Annotated in this window: 15 protein-coding genes and 1 tRNA gene; 11 read left to right on the top strand and 5 right to left on the bottom strand. The window is 42.6% G+C overall.

The features are described from left to right. Nucleotides 1-118 precede the first annotated feature (118 nt). The 3 genes from HQ43_RS08805 to HQ43_RS08795 form a co-directional block, all read right to left on the bottom strand. On the bottom strand, nucleotides 119-847 hold the full coding sequence (locus tag HQ43_RS08805) for a carbonic anhydrase family protein (RefSeq protein WP_036792373.1): 729 nt from the start codon (nucleotides 845-847) through the stop codon (nucleotides 119-121). Between the two features lie 392 nt (nucleotides 848-1,239). Further along, the gene (locus HQ43_RS08800) at nucleotides 1,240-1,692 is read right to left on the bottom strand and encodes a hypothetical protein (RefSeq protein ID WP_036792368.1); all 453 of its coding nucleotides are present in this window, start codon (nucleotides 1,690-1,692) and stop codon (nucleotides 1,240-1,242) included. Between the two features lie 370 nt (nucleotides 1,693-2,062). Beyond that, nucleotides 2,063-2,149 (bottom strand) — tRNA-Ser (locus HQ43_RS08795). Between the two features lie 91 nt (nucleotides 2,150-2,240). Between HQ43_RS08795 and mltG the strand changes: the two genes are divergently transcribed. Beyond that, nucleotides 2,241-3,293, top strand: coding sequence for an endolytic transglycosylase MltG (gene mltG / locus HQ43_RS08790; protein WP_036792365.1), 1,053 nt, complete (start codon nucleotides 2,241-2,243; stop codon nucleotides 3,291-3,293). Here mltG and HQ43_RS08785 read toward each other — a convergent pair. Continuing rightward, nucleotides 3,286-4,812 carry a GH3 auxin-responsive promoter family protein gene (locus HQ43_RS08785; RefSeq protein WP_036792363.1) on the bottom strand — a complete coding sequence of 509 codons (1,527 nt, stop codon included), beginning with the start codon at nucleotides 4,810-4,812 and terminating at the stop codon, nucleotides 3,286-3,288. The two genes, mltG and HQ43_RS08785, sit on opposite strands and share 8 nt — an antisense overlap. Nucleotides 4,813-4,932: 120 nt before the next feature. Next, nucleotides 4,933-5,352, bottom strand: a complete 420-nt coding sequence (locus tag HQ43_RS08780) for a hypothetical protein (protein ID WP_036792360.1) — start codon at nucleotides 5,350-5,352, stop codon at nucleotides 4,933-4,935. A gap of 473 nt (nucleotides 5,353-5,825) precedes the next feature. Between HQ43_RS08780 and ileS the strand changes: the two genes are divergently transcribed. From ileS to HQ43_RS08730, 10 genes are all read left to right on the top strand, one after another. Beyond that, nucleotides 5,826-9,263 carry an isoleucine--tRNA ligase gene (gene ileS, locus HQ43_RS08775; protein ID WP_036792353.1) on the top strand — a complete coding sequence of 1,146 codons (3,438 nt, stop codon included), beginning with the start codon at nucleotides 5,826-5,828 and terminating at the stop codon, nucleotides 9,261-9,263. 35 nt (nucleotides 9,264-9,298) lie between these two features. Continuing rightward, nucleotides 9,299-9,688, top strand: coding sequence for a TraR/DksA family transcriptional regulator (locus HQ43_RS08770; protein WP_036792346.1), 390 nt, complete (start codon nucleotides 9,299-9,301; stop codon nucleotides 9,686-9,688). 18 nt (nucleotides 9,689-9,706) lie between these two features. Continuing rightward, entirely contained in the window at nucleotides 9,707-10,381 is a 675-nt protein-coding gene (locus HQ43_RS08765; RefSeq protein WP_036792343.1) for a lipoprotein signal peptidase, read from the top strand. Beyond that, nucleotides 10,353-11,276, top strand: a complete 924-nt coding sequence (locus HQ43_RS08760; protein ID WP_036792341.1) for a DUF4296 domain-containing protein — start codon at nucleotides 10,353-10,355, stop codon at nucleotides 11,274-11,276. The genes HQ43_RS08765 and HQ43_RS08760 overlap by 29 nt, the downstream gene beginning before the upstream one ends. Nucleotides 11,277-11,278: 2 nt before the next feature. Next, complete coding sequence (gene ligA, locus HQ43_RS08755; RefSeq protein WP_036792338.1) at nucleotides 11,279-13,285, top strand: NAD-dependent DNA ligase LigA; 2,007 nt, start codon at nucleotides 11,279-11,281, stop codon at nucleotides 13,283-13,285. Nucleotides 13,286-13,300: 15 nt separating this feature from the next. Continuing rightward, nucleotides 13,301-16,960, top strand: a complete 3,660-nt coding sequence (dnaE, locus tag HQ43_RS08750) for a DNA polymerase III subunit alpha (RefSeq protein WP_081964588.1) — start codon at nucleotides 13,301-13,303, stop codon at nucleotides 16,958-16,960. Between the two features lie 119 nt (nucleotides 16,961-17,079). Next, nucleotides 17,080-17,394 (top strand): thioredoxin, encoded by a 315-nt coding sequence (trxA, locus tag HQ43_RS08745; protein ID WP_036792335.1) that lies wholly within the window; start codon nucleotides 17,080-17,082, stop codon nucleotides 17,392-17,394. Between the two features lie 547 nt (nucleotides 17,395-17,941). Beyond that, a complete protein-coding gene (locus tag HQ43_RS08740; protein ID WP_036792333.1) occupies nucleotides 17,942-18,745 on the top strand; it encodes a glycogen/starch synthase in 804 nt (267 codons plus the stop codon). 46 nt (nucleotides 18,746-18,791) lie between these two features. Beyond that, the gene (locus tag HQ43_RS08735) at nucleotides 18,792-20,252 is read left to right on the top strand and encodes a DUF4270 domain-containing protein (RefSeq protein WP_036792328.1); all 1,461 of its coding nucleotides are present in this window, start codon (nucleotides 18,792-18,794) and stop codon (nucleotides 20,250-20,252) included. 100 nt (nucleotides 20,253-20,352) lie between these two features. Next, nucleotides 20,353-21,579, top strand: coding sequence for a nucleoside permease (locus HQ43_RS08730; protein ID WP_036792325.1), 1,227 nt, complete (start codon nucleotides 20,353-20,355; stop codon nucleotides 21,577-21,579). Nucleotides 21,580-21,695 lie beyond the last annotated feature (116 nt).

Below are 21,695 nucleotides of genomic sequence, written 5' to 3'. Positions count from 1 at the left end.
TAGCAAAGAAAAGACACTAAGAGATACAGACAAAGGAAAAACATCTAAATAAAAAAAGGCTCCCAAAGTTGGATAACAACCAACTTCGGGAGCCTTTCTGTATAACGTTAATTCCTAATTAGAGGAAGAGAACACGACCTGTGGACATTTCATAGATCGCTCCGCAGATCTTTATTTTACCCTCATCTTCAAGTTTTTTGAGGATAGGACTGTCTCGGCGAATCTCATCCATAGTCTGTAGTACATTTTCACGTACCACAGCATCAGCAAACTCCTTATTAGAGTAAGTACGTTCTCCTGCGTACTCGGTACCTTCCACAGAAGGCTTGATCTCCTCCATCAAAGAAGTGATATTGCCCATCTCAACACCTTTAATGGCAGCTTTGACAGCGCCACAGTCCTGATGTCCCAATACGAGAACGACTTTTGAGCCGGAAACTTCACAGGCATATTCAATACTGCCAAGCATGTGTTCATCAGCCACATTACCGGCTACACGGCCGACAAAAAGATCACCGACTCCCTTGTCAAAAATATACTCAACAGGTACACGACTATCAATACACGAGAGGATGATTGCTTCAGGATATTGCCCCTCCAGACTGGCAACAGACTGAGCATTGAGATCACGAGGCAACTGTTTGTTGGCAATATAACGCTCATTGCCTTCGCGCAGACTGGCCAATACAATATCAGGAGTAAGTTCCTGCTGTTTGTCTTTGGTTAGCACCTCGGTGATAAGTTCCTTTGGCTCTGTGTTAGAGGTTTCTGATTGAGTCGACTGCGACTGATCGTTGCAGGAACATAAGATAACCACAGCTGTGGCAAGCATAAAGATTTTCTTCATCTTCTTGTTTTTTATGGTTAATAATACACAAATCCCCCTTCTATCCTCGGAAAGGAGGAGGATAAACAGATACAGCAATAAGGCTATTTAAGCCTTTGCACAAAGATAATACTTTTACAAGTATCAAGGAAGCCAAGATCATATAGGGTAAACTCGCAGGTCGTATAGGTACTATGAAGTCCTACATCTATAAGATCAAAAAACGGAGTTGTAGAGCCGAATGTGGGCTTATTTTTTGTTTAATAAAAGTTCTTAGATTTCATATTGACATCACTAATCCAATAAGAAGAAAAACAAAATAAAAAGGGCTGAAATACTTCCTTTCTTGTTTTAGAAGCTTCTAAATAGTCCTGAAAATGTATTTTGATTGTGCAAAATGTTTTGCTAATTATTTATGTCAATAATACATACAATACAAGAAGCCCAAGTCCTACAAGAAAAAGAATCAGACAGCCTGAATTCACACTCGAACGATTGACCGTCTGAGCTATATCTTCAAGACTTTCTTTATTCAAAACCTTTCCAAGTACGAGTAAATAATCGCTTAGGATTCCAACAAGGATGGAATTAGATGATAACGAGCCATATGCATTTGTAACAGTTATTTGTATTCTTGTCTTATCTCCCTCCTCTGTGAGTGCAATATCTGCAATTGCAGGATTTAGATTATTGGAAATTGGAAAATGGTATGTATTGAATACTTCATTGATGTCATTTTCCTGAAGCATATACTTTGATGGAAATTTTTCAAAGAGCAACATAATAGCTGCTTTGACCTCATTTAATGGGTAATTGATAACAATCTCCCTTTCTGCTTTTTGTAAGCTGCTTACTAGTGGATTCATAATCAATATTTTTATTTATCGTGCTATCTATTTAAGTTCATAGAGAAGTCGTCATTGTTTTTAATCTGCGATAAAAACTTTTAATAAAAACCACTACACAAAGATAGTCTTTTTCAGTCGTATTGTGAAATTCTTGTAAAGATTGATTACCATTTCTGCCTTTGCAGAACAGTGATATTACTAATATCATTTATTGTATATGGTGCAAAACTTTACCTTATAGATTAAATCTTCATCACAGAAAAACTTCTTACCATCGTTTCTATTTTTTATACAAACAAAAAAATGCCCCAAAACCTTTAATTTTGGGGCATTAAACACATAATTTCGTGTACAAATTCTGCAAGTTACTAAACATTAGTACTTATTGCGGAAGCGGGGGGATTCGAACCCCCGGTACGGTAACCCGTACGTCAGTTTAGCAAACTGGTGGTTTCAGCCACTCACCCACACTTCCTTATTCCGAGTGCAAAGATAATACATCCAAGTCTATCACGCAATAGATAAAGCACATTTTCTTCTATCTTTGTAAGTAAATAGCAGAAATAATGGAAAGAAAGAAGAAAAAGAACATAATAAAGTGGTTAGGGATAGTGTCTCTTACCGTCATCTTGTGCGCAGGAGTCTTTACCTACATGGTGGTTAAGCGACTTAAAGATCCTGGAACATTCGGGATGTACAACGCAGGAAAGGGATGGATATACGTTTTTCCCGAAAGCAGCTGGGATGATGTAAGCAAATCCATCACGGAGTTATACAGTGTAAAGTATCCATCGCTTCTACCCTATCTACACCTCATATCCGATAGTCCATCGCCGGCAGTGGGCGCATATACCATACATCCCTCGGAAAGTTTGGAGTCTATATCCAAACGCATCGGCAAAGGAGAGCAAGACCAAGTCTCTCTGACACTGCCACTCGACAGACTTACCGGAGATACGGAGAGAGCTTTAGCCAAATATCTCATGTACAAAAAGGATGAGTATCGTGATGCACTACGAGATAGAGAGCTGATACAATCGCTGAACATACAAGACACAACACTACTAAACCACGTTTTACCGGGAGAATATACGCTCTTTTGGAATACTTCTCCCAAAGAGGTGGTTACGATGCTTGTAAAGAGATACGAAGAGTTTTGGAGCAAAGAACGTTTGGATCGTGCAGAAAGTTTAGGTCTTACACCTTTCGAGGTCAGGATCTTGGCTTCCATTGTAAGCTTAGAGAGCAGATACCAACCGGAGTTAGCCACCATTGCCGGTCTCTATCTGAACAGGTTGCGGCTGGGTATGCCGTTGCAGGCAGATCCTACCATCATTTTTGCCCATCAGGACTATTCCATAGTGCGTGTGTTGAAAAAGCATTTGGAGATAGACTCTCCCTACAACACTTATAAGAACAAAGGTCTGCCGCCTACCCCTATTTGTGTTCCATCTCAAGAGGCTATGGAAGCTGTTCTGAACGCCCAAAGCCACAACTTCTTATACATGTGTGCGGACTCCGACTTCTCAGGCAAACATATCTTTGCCGCCGATTATGCCACACACTTGAAGAATGCACGACTTTTCCAAGAAGAGCTTAACAAGAGAGGTATCAAGTAGAAGCCCTCTTTTCGACCACTTCCAAAAGTGCATTGAGAATATCCGTATTGTTGGATAATCGCGGAACTTTATGCTGTCCTCCCAGCTTCCCTTTTGAGTGAAGCCAGTTATGAAACGTTCCGTTTGGCACTATACTCATTTTGAGAGGGAGTAACGTGTAGTCGTTGAACCTCTTGGCGTCGTAGTCCGAATTGATCTCCCTGAGGGTTTTATCCAATATATCGGCAAACTGCTCCGGTGAATCGGGTTGCGTATAAAACTCTATCAGCCACCGGTGATAACCTCTTCCCTCCTCTGCCAGTACAATAGGTGCAACGGTGTATTCAGACACTTTAGCTCCTGTTTCGGCACAAGCTCTTTCTATTGCCTTGTCCGCATTGTGCACCATCAGTTCTTCTCCAAATGCGTTGATATAAGACTTTGTCCGCCCCACTATCTTTATCTTGTGAGGATAAATGGATGTAAACTCCACGACATCCCCGATGATGTAACGATACAAACCTCCTATTGTGGTGATGATCATAGCATAAGGGCTACCTCTCTTCACGCCTGAAAGTGGCACGATAGCCCTTTCGTCTCCTCTGTTATATGCGTCCAGAGGCCAAAACTCATAGAATACAGCGTGATCCAGAAGAAGCAACATTCCGGGATCTTGACTCTCATCTTGAAGTGCAAAAAAGCCTTCGGAAGCGTTGTAAGTCTCTCTATAAAAGATCTCCTTTCCCATTATGGAGCCGTATTCTGCCCTGTATGGGTCGAAGCTGATACCTCCATGAAAAAACACCTCGATATTGTTCCAAATCTCCGCCACACTCTTTGCCCCTGTGTAGTCGAGCACTCTCTTTATCACCATCAATAGCCATGAGGGAACGCCCGAAATGCTTCCCACATCCGCTTTGGCTATCACCGGGATGAGCTTTTCCAGCTTTTCCTCCCAGTTTCCCATCAACAAAATCTCTTTTGAAGGAACTCTGATCCACTCCCCGATGCTTGGCATATTTTGCACAAGTATGGCAGAGACATCTCCTGTCCGGATCCCGCTTCCCTCGTACGTAGGAGCATGACTTCCGCCAAGCACGAAACCTTTGGATGCGAAAAGCCTGCTGTCGGGATTTTCTGCCAGATAAGACCAGACCACGTCCGAGCCGGCTTTGTAGTGGTTCTGCTTCAAGTAAATCTTTGGAACCGGTATATACTTGCTCCTGTCATTGGATGTACCGCTGCTTTTTGCCATCCAAGTGACGGAATAAGGAGAAAGAACATTCTTCTCGCCCCTTAGCATTCGCTCGATGTATGGTGCCAAAGCCTCATACTCTACCACCGGGACAGACAACGCAAATTGCTCATAGGAACACTGTTGCCCTAATCGAAAAGGTGCAAGGTAAGCAGTATTCTTGCTTCTATCCAGAATATACCGCAGCTGTTGGTCCTGCAACGCTTCTCCGGTCTTTGCATAGCTGTTCAGGACTTTTACCCGATGTTTCGTGGCTTGATGCAATATCTTAGTCAGAAGATCCATTATTGTCTATATAAATTCGGATGTACACAAAGCGCAACAAAAGCGAATAGCTCAGCAGGTTGCCCCATACTCCTATTCGCCTTTGAAGATATTGGTTCGGACATATTCCGTACCAAACAGTTATTTCAGATACTCGGAGAGATCTGTATTTCCAAGAATTTCGCCAAGTTTGGTCAGATTAGGCTCTAAGCGTCCCCTTACCATTCCGGCCAGGAATGGAGGAACATCTGCATCTACCAACAGCTGTCCGTAGTTTTTGCCCTCTCTTTCCGTAAGCTCTATTCTCAGGCGAAGAGGAATGGGAGTGGATACGCCTTGATAGGTTATACAGTTCGGAGCAACATCTACCAACTTCAATCCCACTTCTCCGAGCGTTTTCACTTTCAGTTTCAGTTCTCCCTCAGAAGCAGAAAGAGTCTGAACATTATCTCCTCCAAACTTTGCAATCAAAGGTTCTACTTTGGTCAGGTCTGTAAGATAAGAGTGAACAGCAGGTATATCGAGCTTTATTGGAAATTCGGGACTTGAGAATGTCTTCATCGTAAATAATCTGTTTTAGTGTTACTCTACAAAGCTAATGAAAAACGTTTAGATCTGCGATACCCTACTGTTCAAGGTGTATTCATTACAAGCCTTCTCCTCAAAATCTTCTCGATGAATGCGTTTCTTTTCTCTCTTTAATCTGTTTATAAATAAAGATTAAGCCATTAAGAGAACAATTTCAAGGCTTGGTCTGTAATATTCAAAGATTGGTTTGCAGGATCCAAGGCTTGGTTTCCAATATTCAAAGCTTGATGTTCATGCTTCACGATTTGATTTGAGATTTTTATAACGTTCAGAACAAGATATAAACGAGATAAGAGAAGCTTCTTAAAGCGTTAGGAAGAGGGTTTGAATTTTAATAGTTTCGGGTTTTGCAGTAACCCTTAAAAATATTATTTTTGCAACTTATAAAACATATAGGGTAGAAAGCCCTCGAACAACTCAGTAGAAAATATAGAACTGCAAGATATATGAATAAAAAATACACTGAATATAGTGGTATGGATTTAGCCTCCACCAACCGCACGATGCTTGAAAAATGGAAGGCTGAAAATCTCTTTGCTAAAAGTCTTAACATTCGTAACGGAGCTCCGGACTTTGTCTTTTTTGAAGGACCTCCCTCTGCTAATGGTATGCCGGGTATCCACCATATCATAGCAAGAACGCTTAAAGATGTATTTTGCAGGTATAAAACCATGAAGGGATTCCGTGTCGATCGTAAGGCGGGATGGGACACACATGGTCTTCCGGTAGAGCTTGGCGTGGAAAAGAATCTCGGTATCACGAAAGCGGACATCGGTACAAAAATCTCCATAGAGGAGTACAACCACGCTTGTAGAAAAGAGGTGATGAAGTACACTAAGGAGTGGGAAGATCTTACAGACCAAATGGGATATTGGGTAGATATGCAACATCCCTACATCACCTACGATAACAAGTACATAGAGACCCTTTGGTACATGCTCAAGAAGCTCTACGAGAAAGGGCTTCTTTATAAGGGTTACACCATTCAGCCCTACTCTCCTGCTGCCGGCACAGGGCTAAGCTCTCATGAGCTTAACCAGCCGGGGTGTTACAGAGACGTTAAAGACACCACTTGTACGGCTCAGTTTGAGATATGCGACCCTAAACAGGAAATGCGGGGATGGGGAGATGCCTACTTCTTGGCTTGGACGACAACACCATGGACCCTGCCTTCCAATACGGCTCTTTGCGTAGGCGGAAAGATAGATTACTCCGTTATCAGAACATACAATCCCTATACATTCAAACCCATCACCGTGGTTTTGGCTTCGGATCTGGTGGGTTCATACTTTCATAAAGACGGGGCTGCTTTGGAGCTCGACTCCTACAAGGAGGGCGATAAAGTGATCCCCTACCAAGTGGTAGCACAGCTAAAGGGAGCAGATCTTGTGGGCATGAGATACAAGCAGCTTATCCCTTGGATCAAACCGATGGGAGATGCATTCCGTGTAATATCGGGCGACTTTGTTACAACAGAGGATGGAACGGGTATCGTACACATAGCTCCCACATTCGGTGCAGATGATGCCAGAGTGGCGCAAGCCAATGACATCGTAGGTCTTCTGCTTATAGACCATGAAGGCAAGCAAAGACCTATGGTAGATCTGTCCGGAAAATATTACAGGTATGAAGATCTGTCCGAAGAGTTTATCAGCTCCTATGTGGACAAATCTCTGTATGACGAGTATGCAGGACACTTTGTAAAAACAGAATACGACGACTCCGAACAGAAAAAGGATGAGGAATCTCTGGACCTTAAGCTCTGTATGATGCTTAAGCAACAAGGGCTCGCCTTCAAGATCGAGCGATATGTACACAACTATCCTCACTGTTGGCGAACAGACAAACCAATCCTCTACTATCCGCTTGACAGCTGGTTCATCCGATCTACAGCCGTACGAGAGCGTATGATAGAGCTGAATGAAACAATCCTTTGGAAGCCTGCAAGCACGGGCACAGGGCGTTTCGGAAAGTGGTTGGAAAACCTTCAGGACTGGAATCTTTCCAGAAGCCGCTATTGGGGAACACCTCTTCCAATCTGGAGAACAGAGGATGGCAAGCATGAGATATGTATCGGTTCCGTACAGGAGCTTTACGAAGAGATAGAGAAAGCTGTCAAAGCTGGAGTTACAAGCAAAAATCCTCTCGAAGGATTTGTTCCCGGCGACTTCTCCAAGGAGAACTACGACAAGATAGATCTTCACAGACCTTTTGTCGATGAGATTGTTCTTGTTGCGCCTAATGGCGAACCGATGCACAGAGAATCGGATCTGATAGATGTTTGGTTCGACTCCGGTGCCATGCCTTTTGCACAATGGCACTATCCGTTTGAGAATAGGGAGTTCATAGATAATCATCAAGCCTATCCGGCAGACTTTATCGCCGAGGGTGTGGATCAGACCAGAGGTTGGTTCTATACGCTTCATGCGCTGTCTACCATGATGATGGACTCTGTCGCTTTCAAGGCAGTGATCTCGAACGGATTGGTATTGGACAAGAATGGCAACAAGATGTCTAAACGTCTTGGTAATGGTGTGGATCCGTTCGAGACGATCAACAAATATGGTTCGGACCCGTTGCGCTGGTACATGATGACCAATGCGTCTCCGTGGGATAACCTCAAGTTTGATATAGAAGGGCTGGAAGAGGTTCAAAGAAAGTTCTTTGGAACACTTTACAACACCTATTCGTTCTTTGCCCTCTATGCAAATCTTGATGGCTTCTACAACGAGCAAAACGAAATTCCATACAAGGACAGACCGGAAATAGACAGATGGATACTCTCAAAGGTTAATACGCTTATAGAGGAGGTGGATAGTGCTCTCCAACAATACGAACCTACACGGGCAGGGCGTGCAATAGCCGAATTTGTAACAAATCAGCTTTCAAACTGGTACGTGCGTCTCTGTCGTAAAAGATTCTGGGGCGGTGGTCTCACCGAAGATAAGCTGAGTGCTTACCAATCTTTATACATCTGTCTGGAAACGGTAGCCAAGCTGATGGCTCCAATAGCTCCGTTCTACGCAGATATGCTATACAGAGACCTTCAGATGAGCACGGCATCAGAAGAAGATCCGGTATCAGTTCACTTGGCCGACTTCCCTGTCTCCGATAACCGTGAGATAGATACTGCTCTTGAAGCACGCATGGAACTTGCACAGAATATCTCTTCCATGGTGTTGGCACTAAGAAGAAAAGCAAATCTTAAAGTGCGTCAGCCTCTGACCCGCATCATTGTTCCGACGATAGATAAAGAGTTCAGGAAAAATCTGAAAATGATAGAGCACATCGTGATCAATGAGGTCAATGTGAAAGCTATCGAGACTGTGGATCCTTCCGACAGCGTTATAGTAAAACGTGTGAAGCCGAATTTCAAAGCATTGGGCCCCAAGTGCGGTGCTCACATGAAGCAGGTGGCTGCATATCTTACCGCTCTGGAACAAGAGGATATAAACAACCTCGAACAGGCAGGATCCATATCGTTTGAAGTGGCAGGTTCTAACATAACGGTAGATAGAGCCGATGTGGAGATCTTTGCAGAAGATATTCCGGGCTGGTTGGTTGCCAATGAGGGAACTTTGACATTGGCTTTGGATATCAATGTAACAGAAGAACTGCGCCGAGAAGGAGAGGCAAGAGAGTTTATCAATCGTGTGCAAAACCTCAGAAAGTCAAAGAACTTTGATGTTGTGGACAAGATAAAGATCACCATCAAATGCGATGAGGATCTCCAACAAAGCATACAGACACACATGGAATATATCTGTACACAGGTTCAGGCATTGGATATAGCATTCTCTTCAAACTTGGATGAGAACAGTGCAGATACGATAGATATAAACGAGATAATAGTACCTCTTGTTCTAGAAAAGGTACAATCTTGATGGGAATATAAATAACCTCTTATACATTAAATGCTATGAGTGAAAAAATTGAAAAGACCAGGTATTCGGATGAAGAGCTTTTGGAGTTCAAGGAGATCATAACTCAAAAACTGGAAAAAGCCATAGAGGACTATGAGCTGCACCGTTCTTCTCTTGACAATTCGGACAGCAATGACACTGCGGACACCTCTTTCACATTTAAGAATATGGGAGAAGGTGCCAATATCCTCTCTAAGCAGGAGTCTGCAATGTTTGCTGAAAGACAATTGAAGTTTATTCAGAACCTTCAGGCAGCTTTGGTAAGGATAGAGAATAAAACTTATGGCATTTGTAGGGAAACAGGAAAGCTTATTCCGAAAGAACGGCTAAGAGCTGTTCCGCATGCAACACTAAGTATTGAAGCCAAGAATAGTGGAGTGAAGTAAACCGAGAGATAAATAATAATGATAGGAAGCGAAAAAAAGAAGAGGAGCATCATAGTGGGGTCACTAATACTCCTTCTTCTTGTGGTGGATCAGGTTGTAAAAATTCTGGTCAAGACTAATATGGCTCTTGGAGACTCTATTGAGATAACCAAGTGGTTTTATATACACTTTACAGAGAATCCGGGAATGGCTTTTGGCTGGGATTTCTTTAATAAGTATATACTGACCATCTTTCGGATTGTAGCCTCGATGGGACTCCTTTATCTCATTGTAAGACTTATAAAATCTTACGATAAAGAGAAGCCTCGTTACTCTTTAGGGTTTATACTTACAATCTCTGCCATATTTGCCGGAGCTTTTGGGAACATAATAGATTCCGTATTCTATGGTCAGCTTTTTTCTCATAGTCACGGACAGGTAGCCCAATTTTTACCGGCGGAAGGAGGATATGCCCCTTGGCTAAATGGGAAAGTGGTGGATATGTTCTACTTCCCGATCATCCAGACAGTATGGCCAAGCTGGGTTCCATTCTTTGGAGGAGAAGAGCTTATATTTTTCCGTCCTATCTTTAATGTAGCAGACGCTTGTATCTCCGTCGGGGGAATACTTCTCATCACACTGTATTATAAGTCTTTCGGAAGATTGATAGAATCGTCTAAGAAACATGAAGACTCTACTGAGGAGAAGGTATAATACCATCATTCTCTCTGTATTCTTATGCAGTATTCTCATATTTGGTTGCCGGACAAGACCCAAATATGTTCTCAACAGCGATGAATTTTATGCAGTTTCAAAGGATATATTCATCGCCGAACAGATTTTACGATCCGAATCCGTAGAAGATTCCGTTAAGGTTCTTTACTATCAAAGTATTTTTGACAAGCACAACCTTACACAGGCTCAATATGATTCGTCTCTTGTCTGGTACGCCAAGAATGTGAATCTTCTTAATCCGATATATGACAAGATTGCCAATGAGCTTGCAGCAGAAGAGGCTCTATTAAAAGTGATCAAACAGGATTCTCTTCATGTTTTGGACAGATTGGCTCCTAAAATAGATGATCTGTGGACTCATGCCAGACAGTTTGAGGTTCCGACTTCTCACTCTATATTCAGACGCCTGTTCTTCTTCAACAGTTTTCCTAAAGGAGCAGATAATGAAGGGTTGCGCTTTTCCTTTAATGTTATCACCCCCTCGAATGAAGAGCGTTCGGATAGTCTGAGAGTGGTTTGGTTGATCTTTTCCGAAAAGCGGAAAGGTGTTCGGATAGATACATTGTACAATCATCCTTCAGGGCAATATAGAATAGACATCCCTTATGACTCGACTCTATTTAACAACGCAACAAGACTTATAGGTCTGTTTCATTGGGATGGAGTAAAGAGTCTTCAAAGAAAAGCTCTGAGATCTTTTATAGACTCCATTCGTTTTTACCACTTCAAGGAAGAGAACCTGACGGATACGTTAAATATTTCCGAAGATAAAAACGGAAGTCTCGATACAATACCAACAGCAGATACAAGCACAGACAGCATCCCTAAAGAATCTGAAATAAAAGACTCGATACCCGGCTCCAAAGAACTCTAATCATGAAAGAAAAGATAGAACAACTCCGAGAAGAACTTAATAACCATAACTACAACTACTATGTTCTTGGAGTTCCTACTATTTCGGATATCGAATTTGATGCTCTGATGAAAGAGTTGGAAACTTTGGAGAAACAGTATCCGGAGTTTTTTGATCCTCTTTCCCCTACTCAGCGTGTGGGAAGCGATTTAACCGAAAAAGGAGTAAAGGTTAAGCACGCAAGGCCTATGCTTTCTCTTTCCAACTCCTATTCATTTGAAGATGTAGTTGCTTTCTCTAACCGAGTCAAGGAGACAATAAAAGAAGATACCATTGAATATAATACCGAGTTGAAACTGGACGGTATATCTATATCTGTGATCTATGAACATGGTCGCCTGTTACAGGCTTTGACCAGAGGGGATGGTGAGCAGGGAGAAGATGTTACTTCGTCTGTTAAAGCCATTTCTTCCATTCCTCTAAAACTGAGAAGCGGAAATAAAATACCCGAAAGGATTGAAGTAAGAGGAGAAATAATCCTTCCATGGAAAAGATTTAAGGAGATCAATGAGGAGAGAGCAAGAGTAGGAGAAGAACTATTTGCCAATCCTCGAAATGCAGTATCCGGAACGATTAAGCAATATAGCCCGGCGCTCGTTGCTCACAGAAAGCCTGAAGCGTATATGTACTACATCTATGCCGATGATGCTTCTTTTCTTCCCCAGAGTATATCAGAAAGAATAAAATTGCTCCATAGTCTCGGCTTTAAGACGGAATCTCATGGAAAAGTATGTCGTAGTACCGATGAGATTCTGGAGTTTATCAAACATTGGGAAAGCAAACGAGATGATCTGCCATTTGCAACAGATGGCATCGTGATCAAAGTAGATGAAATCAGACTGCAAGAAGAGCTTGGACTGACAGCTAAATCTCCGAAGTGGGCTATTGCCTATAAATATCCGGCAGAAAGAAAAGAGTCTAAGCTTATCGGGGTTGAGTTTCAAGTGGGAAGAACAGGCACTGTAACGCCTGTCGGGATAATGGATCCATTACATCTTTCCGGTACAATCGTCAGACGTGCTTCCCTGCACAACGCAGACTATATCAAAAGTATGGATCTCCGCCTTGGGGATATTGTTGCAGTAGAGAAAGGAGGCGAGATCATTCCCAAAATTGTAGGAGTAAGAACCGATCTTCGGAATGATGGAGCGACATCCCCTATTGTTTTTCCATCCAACTGTCCGGAGTGTGGCACTCCTTTGGTACGAAAAGAAGATGTTGCAGCAATCTACTGCCCCAACTCTACCGAATGTCCTCCGCAAATCATAAACTCAATAGAACACTTCTGCTCAAGAAAAGCTCTCAATATAAACATTGGTCCGGAGACTATTAAGGAGTTGTATGGTAAAGGCATGGTGAAAGATGCATCGGATTTATATACTCTCACGCCCATGCACCTTATCCAACTCAAAGGTTTCAAGGAACGTAGTGCTCTCAAGCTATACGATAGCATAAAAGACTCTGTAAGTACTCCTTACCACAGGGTGCTGTATGCTTTAGGGATTCCTCAAGTTGGGGAAACGACAGCAAAACTTCTCGCACAAAGGTTCAAGTCTCTTGACAATATTTCTATTCAGACCATTGAATCTCTCTGCGAGGTAGAAGGTATTGGGGAGATTGTTGCCGGTTCCATTAGAGGCTATTTTCAAGAGGAGAGACACACGAGTTTTATAAACAGATTAAAAGCAGCAGGACTCAAGCTTGAAGTAGAAACGACATCGGAGCAAACTATTACTTCCAAAAAGTTAGATGGAATGACTTTTGTTGTCAGCGGAATATTCTCTTCGCACTCAAGAGATGAGATAAAAGAACTTATCACTCAAAATGGAGGGAAAGTTGCCTCTTCCATATCCTCTAAAACGAGCAAAGTAATAGCCGGAGAGAATATGGGACCACAAAAGTTAGAAAAAGCGAACCAACTCAATATCCCTATCATCTCCGAAGACGATTTTCTGAGCCTCATCCATTAAAACTTCATCAACACCATGAGCCATAACATATATCCATTTACACACCTTCATGTTCACTCTTTCTACTCAACCCTGGACGGACTTTCCTCTATCCCTCAGCTTGTAGAAGCCGCAAGAGAAGATGGACAAAGAGGTCTTGCCCTCACGGATCATGGAAATATGTTTGGAATAAAGGAGTTTTATAACCATGTTCAGAAGATCAACTCTCCCATCAATAAAAATATCAAGAATCTTAAAGAGCAGCTTAATGATGCTATTTCAAATGGAGGAGATGTAGCAAATATAGAATCCCAAATAGCAGAAGAAAAGAAAAAGCTGTTTGTTCCGATATTTGGCTGCGAGTGTTACTGTGCCAGAAGAGGCAGACTATCCAAGCAAAACAATGAGTTTGACCGAAGCGGCTACCACCTCATAGTCCTTGCAAAAAACAAAGTAGGATATAACAACCTTATCAAAATGGTTTCGATATCCTACTCTGAGGGAAAGTACCACCGCCCCAGAATAGACAAAGAACTCCTGGAAAAGTACCATGAAGGTCTTATCATCAGCAGTGCTTGCCTTGGAGGAGAGATTCCGAGACTTATCGCTCAAGATAAACTGCAAGAAGCAGAAGAGAGCATCCGCTGGTTCAAAAATATCTTTGGGGACGACTACTATCTTGAACTTCAACGACACAAAACGGACGATCCAACCGCAGATAGAACAACCTTCCTCAGACAAGAGAGTGTAAACAAACATATTTTGGATTTAGCAAGAAAGGTTGGAGTTAAAGTCATTGCGACCAATGATGTTCACTTTGCAAGAGAAGAGAATGCAGAAGCCCATGACAGACTGATCTGCGTAAGCATGGGAAAGCTTCTTGACGATCCCAATCGCCTAAGATACACAAAGCAAGAGTGGCTGAAGACTCAAGCACAGATGAGTGAGATATTTCAGGATATTCCTTTTGTGCTTACCAATACGCAGGAGATATTGGATAAAGTAGAGATCTACTCCATAGACAATCCTCCTCTGATGCCCCACTTCCCTATTCCGGAGAACTTTAGAGATGCGGACGACTACCTGCGTCATCTCACTTACGTCGGTGCTCAAAAGCGATACGGAGAAAATCTTTCGGAAGAACTTAAAGAGCGTCTTGAGTTCGAGTTGAACACGATCAAGAACATGGGATATCCGGGATACTTTCTCATCGTTCAGGACTTCATTGCCGCAGGACGTGCAATGGGTGTGGCCGTTGGTCCGGGGAGAGGATCTGCTGCGGGATCTGCGGTTGCATATTGTCTTGGCATAACGAACATAGACCCCATCAAGTATGACCTTCTTTTTGAAAGGTTTCTGAATCCGGACAGAATCTCACTTCCCGATATTGATATAGACTTCGATGATGATGGTAGATTTGAAGTGATCAAGTGGGTTACCGAAAAATATGGTGTGGAAAACGTTGCCCATATCATAACATTCCAGACAATGGCATCGAAGAGTGCCATAAAAGATGTTGCCAGAGTAACCAATGTCTCTATTGCCGAGAGTAATCATTTGGCAAAACTGATTCCGGCAAGACTTCCGGACGTAAAAAAGATAGACATTACGGCAAGTCTCAAACATGTTCCGGAACTTGCAGAAATTTACGGCAAAGGAGATAAAAAGATACGAGAGACTTTAGATTATGCCATCCAATTGGAAGGGACTGTCCGCTCTACCGGTATTCACGCTTGCGGTATTATCATCGGTCAGTCCCCTATTTCGGATGTTGTACCCATTGCGACGTCTTACGACAAAGAAATAGATGAAGAGATCCTCGTAACTCAATACGAAGGGAATATCATAGAAGAGACCGGGCTGATAAAGATGGACTTTCTGGGTCTCAAAACACTCTCTATCATCAAAGAAGGATTAAGGAACATAAAGAGCAGACATGGCATAGATATAGACATTGATGCCATTCCTCTCGACGATGCAAAGACTTTTGAGCTCTTCTGTAAAGGCAATACTTCCGCCGTCTTTCAGTTTGAATCTGCCGGAATGCAAAAGTATATGAAAGAGTTGCGACCATCTCGCTTTGAGGACCTTATCGCGATGAATGCTCTCTATCGTCCCGGACCGATGGACTACATTCCCTCTTTCATCAAACGCAAGCATGGCGAAGAGGAGATATCCTATGACCTTCCCTGCATGGAGCGTTACTTGGCAAATACTTATGGTATTACGGTCTATCAGGAGCAGGTGATGCTTCTGTCCCGTGAGATTGCCGACTTTACTCGCGGACAGTCCGATGAGCTTCGTAAAGCTATGGGTAAAAAGATCATCGAAAAGATGATGACACTCAAAGACAAGTTCATGGCAGGAGGTTCGGCTAAAGGGTATCCCAACCAAACATTGGAGAAGATCTGGGCAGACTGGGAGAAGTTCGCATCGTATGCGTTCAATAAAAGCCACTCCACTTGCTATGCCTACTTGGCTTACCAGACGGCATACCTGAAAGCTCACTATCCTCCGGAGTTTATGGCAGGTGTGCTCAGCAGGAACGTAAACAACGCCACCGAGGTTACCAAATACATAGACGAATGCCAGAAGCTGGGTATTCAGGTACTTTGTCCCGATGTCAATGAGTCCGACCATAAGTTTACCGTAAACAAAGATGGCAACATCCGCTACGGATTGGAGGCAATAAAAGGGATGCCCAAGTCTGCCGTACATGCGATAGTTTCGGAAAGAGAAGCCAACGGACCTTTTACGGACATTTACAACTTCTTTGAGAGAGTGAACCTTTCCGCTTGTACAAGAAAAGCCTTGGAGTCCATTGTTTACTCCGGAGGCTTCGACTCTTTCTCCAATTACAGCCGAGAGGATTTTGTTGTCCCGGAAGTCCCTGGGGACGAAGATACGTTCCTCCTAAAGCTATTCAGATACGGACAGAAAGTGCAGCAGGACAAACACAGCATGCAGCTCTCTCTCTTTGGGGATAGCGACTTTCAAGAGATGGCAAAGCCGTGTCTGAACAGCCATCCACCCAAGTGGAGCGACATAGAGAGACTCAAAAAAGAGAGAGAGCTTTTGGGAATATCCATCTCGGCATCCCCTCTCGACAAGTATGCCATCACGATCAAGCATTTCTGCAACTCTTCCATTTTGGATCTGAACCACGTCGATGAGTTCGTCGGAAAGGAGATGACAATGGCAGGAGTCGTAACAGGTTTCCGACAAGCCTATACCAAGAAGGGACAGCTTTGCGGTTTCATCAAAGTGCAAGACTTTGAAGGAGAAGGCGAGATCGCTCTCTTCGGAGACTCTTTCCCGAAATTTTCATCTTACGGAGTAGAAGGAATGTACATTTATGCCCAGATTCGGGTGGATGTGCCTCATTATAGAAGTGAAAACAAAAAGCCTTTTGTCAACATCGTCAATATCACTTCTTTGGACAACATCCACGACAATCTGAAGTACGACCTTGAAATAGAGATTCCGATAACCAATCTGACGGAAGAGATTGTAGCTGAAATAGGAGATCTTCTTGCCGTATGCGAAGAGGGAGATACCAATATCTACTTTCATTTTGTAGACTCCATTGCCGAAGTGAGGCTGAAAATGCAGGTAGAAAGACCGCTTAATATTTCGGTAGATCTGTTAGACTACCTGACAGAGGCAGAGCTTAAATTCACTTTGGCACAAAAATAGATAAGACATTAAGAAGATAGATGATAGAGTGTTTATTCCGAAACAAAACCGGTAAAATGCCTATCTTTATACTGAAAACGATTTTTTTGATACTAAGAACCCTTAAAAACTTAACAGTAATGGCTTTTAACTTTACAGACGACAACTTCAAGCAAAAAGTGGCAGAAAGCATGCCTATCGTAATAGATTTCTGGGCAGAATGGTGCGGACCGTGCAGAATGGTAACCCCAATCATCGAAGAGCTTGCTGCCGAATACGAAGGCAAAGTACTCATTGGCAAGATGAACGTAGATGAAAACAGCTCTACCCCGGCAGAGTTCAGCGTTCGCAATATTCCTACTATCCTGTTTATCAAGAACGGAGAAGTGGTAGAGCGTCACGTGGGAGCAGCAAGCAAGGCAGTTCTTCAGCAAAAAGTGGAAGCTTTGCTGTAATCTTACTCGATCTCCGATCAATAAGCCTTTACACAGAAAGGAATTTTTCTAAGCTGTGTAAAGGCTTTTTTGTTGCTCTAAACCGACTAAAAAAACGGAATATAAATATTTATATGTTTGGTTTAACAGGTTCAGAGTTGCAAACCAAGCCTTGATTGGTAAACATCAAGGTTTGATTTCTGAAAATCAAAGTCCGACTTATGGCATTCAAAACTCGGTTTGATATAATAAACAGGTTTGGACAAAGCTTTATACACGTTCATTCTTTTTTGTGGCAGTATTCAAAAAAAACAACGCAAAGCTCCATTCCACCATCTTTCAACTTCATCTTTTCTACTCATCCGCATCTCCGGGCAGATCCCCAACGTTAAACGGGTATGGTGTTCGGCATAAAACGATCCGGGGACTCTCCTAAGCTCCTTTTTTTCAAGGATGGCAGTGCCGTTCAAAGATGGCATGCATCGCTCGGTGGGTCTCTTTTTATTTGAATTTGACGTTGAAAACTATTATCTTTGTACAATCTATAAACCAATGATTGTAAAGGAATATGGGAAAGAGAAAGATCCTCTTTGTTTCACAAGAGATTACTCCATATATTGAAAACTCCGAAATAGCAACACTTTCATTAAAGCTTTCTCAAGGCATCCAAGAGAAAAAGCATGAAATACGGACATTTATGCCCAATTACGGCAGCATAAACGAACGCCGCAATCAGCTCCATGAAGTGATAAGGCTTTCCGGTATGCTCTTGAATATCAATGATCACGATAATCCTTTGATAGTGAAGGTTGCAACACTCTCATCGGCGAAAATACAAATCTACTTTGTCGAAAGTAAAGACCTTTTCGATACAAAAACAGGGGTGTTGAATGAGGAAGGACTTCCGCATGACAACAACACGGAGAGAGCCATATTTTTTGCGAGAGGAGTGTTTGAAACAGTAAAGAAGCTCCGATGGGTACCGGATATTGTGCATTGCCAAGGCTGGTTTGCCGGCATGGCTGTCTTGTATCTCAAGAAGATGTATCATGACGATCCGCTTTTCAAAGATACAAAGGTGGTACTCTCTCTATTTGAAGATACCCCTGAAATACCTTACGGAAAGGATACGGAAGAGATCTTGAAGTACGACAATATCAAGTCCAAGCATATCACAAAGGAGGGATTGAACTTCTCTTCATTCGTGAAGCTCATGAGCGAAAATCTTGATGGTATGATTTTAGGACCGATGGAAGCTCAAAAGGGTACAGAAATAGAAGAGGTTCTAAAACAAGAGAGTGTACCATATACTCGATTTGAAGGAGAAAACGATCTGGTGGACAAGGTTGTTGCATTCTACGACACTATCTAAAGATCGGCTCTGTCTAATATCAGTAAACATGAAAAATGGTAGTAATATGAAGAAACTTATAGCGTTTCTCCTTTGTAGCGTGGGTCTTTTGGTCTCCGTTGCTTCTTGTGATGAACCAAAGAATGCTCTCGGAATAGAGCTTCAACCCGACGACTCTAAGATAAAGACCTACTCGGCACAGTTTTCATTGGATGCAGTAACTGTTCCTTTTGATGTCAAAACAAATGGTGCAAAAGATGAAGACGGATTCAATAAGATATTGGTATCAAGTCCTTTCAGCTTTATAGGACATCTGCCCGATGAGTATTTCAAGAGTGTAAGCAGCGATTATCTCTGCCAGTTGTACGCCCCAAAGGGTTTGAAGTTCTCTGACATTCCCGAAAAAGGACGCATAGACTCCACAAGAGTTTCGCTCTACTATACCTCCTATGACGGAGACTCTTTGGCTCCTCTTACTATTGCCGCATATAAGTTGGGGAAGACAATTCCTTTTGAACACTACTCCGTTGGAAACATAGACCAGTACGGGCCTTTTGAAAAATTGGGAGAGTCTTCTTTTCTTCCATCTGTGGGCAACTCCCGAATCGTTATTGGCTCCGGACAAGATAAGGTAACAATCATGTCTGTATCTATTCCGGTGGATAATAAATTAGGACAAGACATATACGATAGAAGCGTAAAGAATGACCCGATATTCTCTTCGCAAGAGGCGTTCAATAAATACTTTCCGGGAATGCACCTGACCGTTCAAGCCGGATCCGGTAGTATGTTGCGCGTCTATCGTACTGCTCTTACGATGTATTATACCAAAGATACCATTGTTCAGTCTTCAAAGAAGACGGACTCACTTGTACACTTGGTAAAGGATCAAGAACTGATACTTACTCCGGAGGTTTCGCAGATCGCAAGATTTCATCATGCGGATCTTTCATCCCTACTTGGCAAGACTACGCTGAGCGGTAATCCGGATGAGTACTACACGAATCTCAAATCTCCGGCAGGAGTGGTTACGGAAATAACCTTCCCAACAAAAGCTATCCAAGCTCTTCTCAAGGGGGGCAATACCGGTTATGAAAGAGCTTTGGAGTCTGTTCCGTTCACTCTTACCGCAGATCCGAGCGACAATGGCGTCTATCATCTCTCTGCTCCGACCTATCTTTTGATGTTGCCTAAAGACTCTGTCGCTTCATTCTTCGACAGACGAGAGACAGAATTGACAGAAGCTTATACAACATTCTTAAGTCAGATTTACAGCTCTGCATCTACAAGCTACAGCTTCTCAAACATATCAAAGCTTATCAACAAGCACATCAAGGACAACCCCAACGAAGATCTAAAGGTATGGGTACTCCCGGTAGAGAGAGCGTTATCTGACCCTAACAGCAACAATCCTGTTACTTTAAGCATAAGCAATCTCTTGAAACCGACCGGTCTCCGACTCAAACACAGTAAGAACGTAAAGAACTTACGCATCATTTACTCGGAGCGGAAGACGACAAACAAGTGATATAGCAGCAAAACAAAAAAGAAACAATAAAAACAAAAGAGAGGATACTACGGGCTGATGCTCCGGGTAATCCTCTCTTATTCTAAAGAGTCATATAGAAATGAATAATTCATCAGTATCAAACTTAAAGTTCAGACTTATCTTAATGAACTTTTTGCAGTATGCAATCTGGGGAGCATGGTTGATCTCCTTAGGCGCATACTTAGGAGGATCACTACACTTTACCGGACTGCAAATAGGAAGTTTTTATGCCACGATGGGGATTGCTTCGCTGTTTATGCCGGCCATTATGGGTATCATAGCAGATAGATGGATTCCAGCAGAAAAGCTTATGGGAATCTCACATCTGTTAGGAGGAGGTTTTATGTTCTTAGCAGCCGGTATGACATCCTATGAAACGCTCTACCCGATAATACTATTGAGCGTAATGTTCTATATGCCAACCATAGCTCTTTCCAATTCCGTTGCATACTCCGCATTGAGCAATGCCAATCTCGATACCGTTAAAGTATTTCCACCAATACGGATTTGGGGAACCATTGGCTTTATCATTGCGATGGTGGCTGTGGATTTGTTAGGATTTAAGACCAATGCCAATCAGCTCATATTCTCCGGAGCACTCTCCATAATATTGGCACTCTATTCCCTAACCCTTCCGAAGTGTTCGATATCCAAAAGCAAAGATAAAAAATCGTGGGTGGACTTGTTGGGCTTACGTGCATTCGCCCTGTTCAAAGAGAAACAGATGGCAATATTTTTCATCTTCTCCATGTTTTTGGGTGTTTCTCTCCAAATTACGAATGGCTTTGCCAATGACTATCTAACCAACTTCTTTGGAGCAATGCCTCAGTTCGGTAATACCTTTGGAGTGAAATATTCGGGAGTACTCATTGCTATATCACAAACATCCGAAACTCTCTGCATTCTTCTTATACCATTCTTTCTCAAGAGATACGGCATTAAGATCGTGATGCTCATGAGCATGGTGGCTTGGTCTCTTCGCTTTGCCTTGTTAGGCTTGGGAGATCCCGGCAATGGAGTATGGCTCCTTGTGCTATCCATGATTGTCTATGGTATTGCTTTCGACTTCTTCAACATTTCGGGCTCGTTATACGTTGACAAAAAGACCGATACTTCCATACGCTCCAGTGCACAGGGAGTATTCATCATCATGACAAATGGGCTGGGAGCAACAATAGGATCCTATGCTGCAGGATACGTGGTGGATCAGTTTGGTTATCCTAATTCCTGGTACATATTTGCTACTTATTCTGCCGTTGTTGCCGTCCTGTTTGCTTTTCTATTCAAATATAAACACGAGCAGTAACCTCTCTTTCCTATTACTGAGCGACACTTGCTCAGATTACGTGCCTTAAAAAAAGCTCTCCGATAAGCGTTACGATGCTTATCGGAGAGCTTTTCTTATGTAGTATGAAACAGAAA

It is taken from the genome of Porphyromonas canoris, from assembly GCF_000769115.1.
In the GTDB taxonomy this organism is placed as follows: Bacteria; Bacteroidota; Bacteroidia; order Bacteroidales; family Porphyromonadaceae; genus Porphyromonas_A; species Porphyromonas_A canoris.
This window is presented reverse-complemented; position numbering and strand designations above follow the sequence as displayed.

Excerpts from the sequence above, each read along its gene's own strand:
- HQ43_RS08805 (WP_036792373.1), bottom strand. The coding sequence starts at position 847 with ATGAAGAAAATCTTTATGCTTGCCACAGCTGTGGTTATCTTATGTTCC.
- HQ43_RS08800 (WP_036792368.1), bottom strand. The coding sequence starts at position 1,692 with ATGAATCCACTAGTAAGCAGCTTACAAAAAGCAGAAAGGGAGATTGTT.
- mltG (WP_036792365.1), top strand. The coding sequence starts at position 2,241 with ATGGAAAGAAAGAAGAAAAAGAACATAATAAAGTGGTTAGGGATAGTG.
- HQ43_RS08785 (WP_036792363.1), bottom strand. The coding sequence starts at position 4,812 with ATGGATCTTCTGACTAAGATATTGCATCAAGCCACGAAACATCGGGTA.
- HQ43_RS08780 (WP_036792360.1), bottom strand. The coding sequence starts at position 5,352 with ATGAAGACATTCTCAAGTCCCGAATTTCCAATAAAGCTCGATATACCT.
- ileS (WP_036792353.1), top strand. The coding sequence starts at position 5,826 with ATGAATAAAAAATACACTGAATATAGTGGTATGGATTTAGCCTCCACC.
- HQ43_RS08770 (WP_036792346.1), top strand. The coding sequence starts at position 9,299 with ATGAGTGAAAAAATTGAAAAGACCAGGTATTCGGATGAAGAGCTTTTG.
- HQ43_RS08765 (WP_036792343.1), top strand. The coding sequence starts at position 9,707 with ATGATAGGAAGCGAAAAAAAGAAGAGGAGCATCATAGTGGGGTCACTA.
- HQ43_RS08760 (WP_036792341.1), top strand. The coding sequence starts at position 10,353 with ATGAAGACTCTACTGAGGAGAAGGTATAATACCATCATTCTCTCTGTA.
- ligA (WP_036792338.1), top strand. The coding sequence starts at position 11,279 with ATGAAAGAAAAGATAGAACAACTCCGAGAAGAACTTAATAACCATAAC.
- dnaE (WP_081964588.1), top strand. The coding sequence starts at position 13,301 with ATGAGCCATAACATATATCCATTTACACACCTTCATGTTCACTCTTTC.
- trxA (WP_036792335.1), top strand. The coding sequence starts at position 17,080 with ATGGCTTTTAACTTTACAGACGACAACTTCAAGCAAAAAGTGGCAGAA.
- HQ43_RS08740 (WP_036792333.1), top strand. The coding sequence starts at position 17,942 with ATGGGAAAGAGAAAGATCCTCTTTGTTTCACAAGAGATTACTCCATAT.
- HQ43_RS08735 (WP_036792328.1), top strand. The coding sequence starts at position 18,792 with ATGAAGAAACTTATAGCGTTTCTCCTTTGTAGCGTGGGTCTTTTGGTC.
- HQ43_RS08730 (WP_036792325.1), top strand. The coding sequence starts at position 20,353 with ATGAATAATTCATCAGTATCAAACTTAAAGTTCAGACTTATCTTAATG.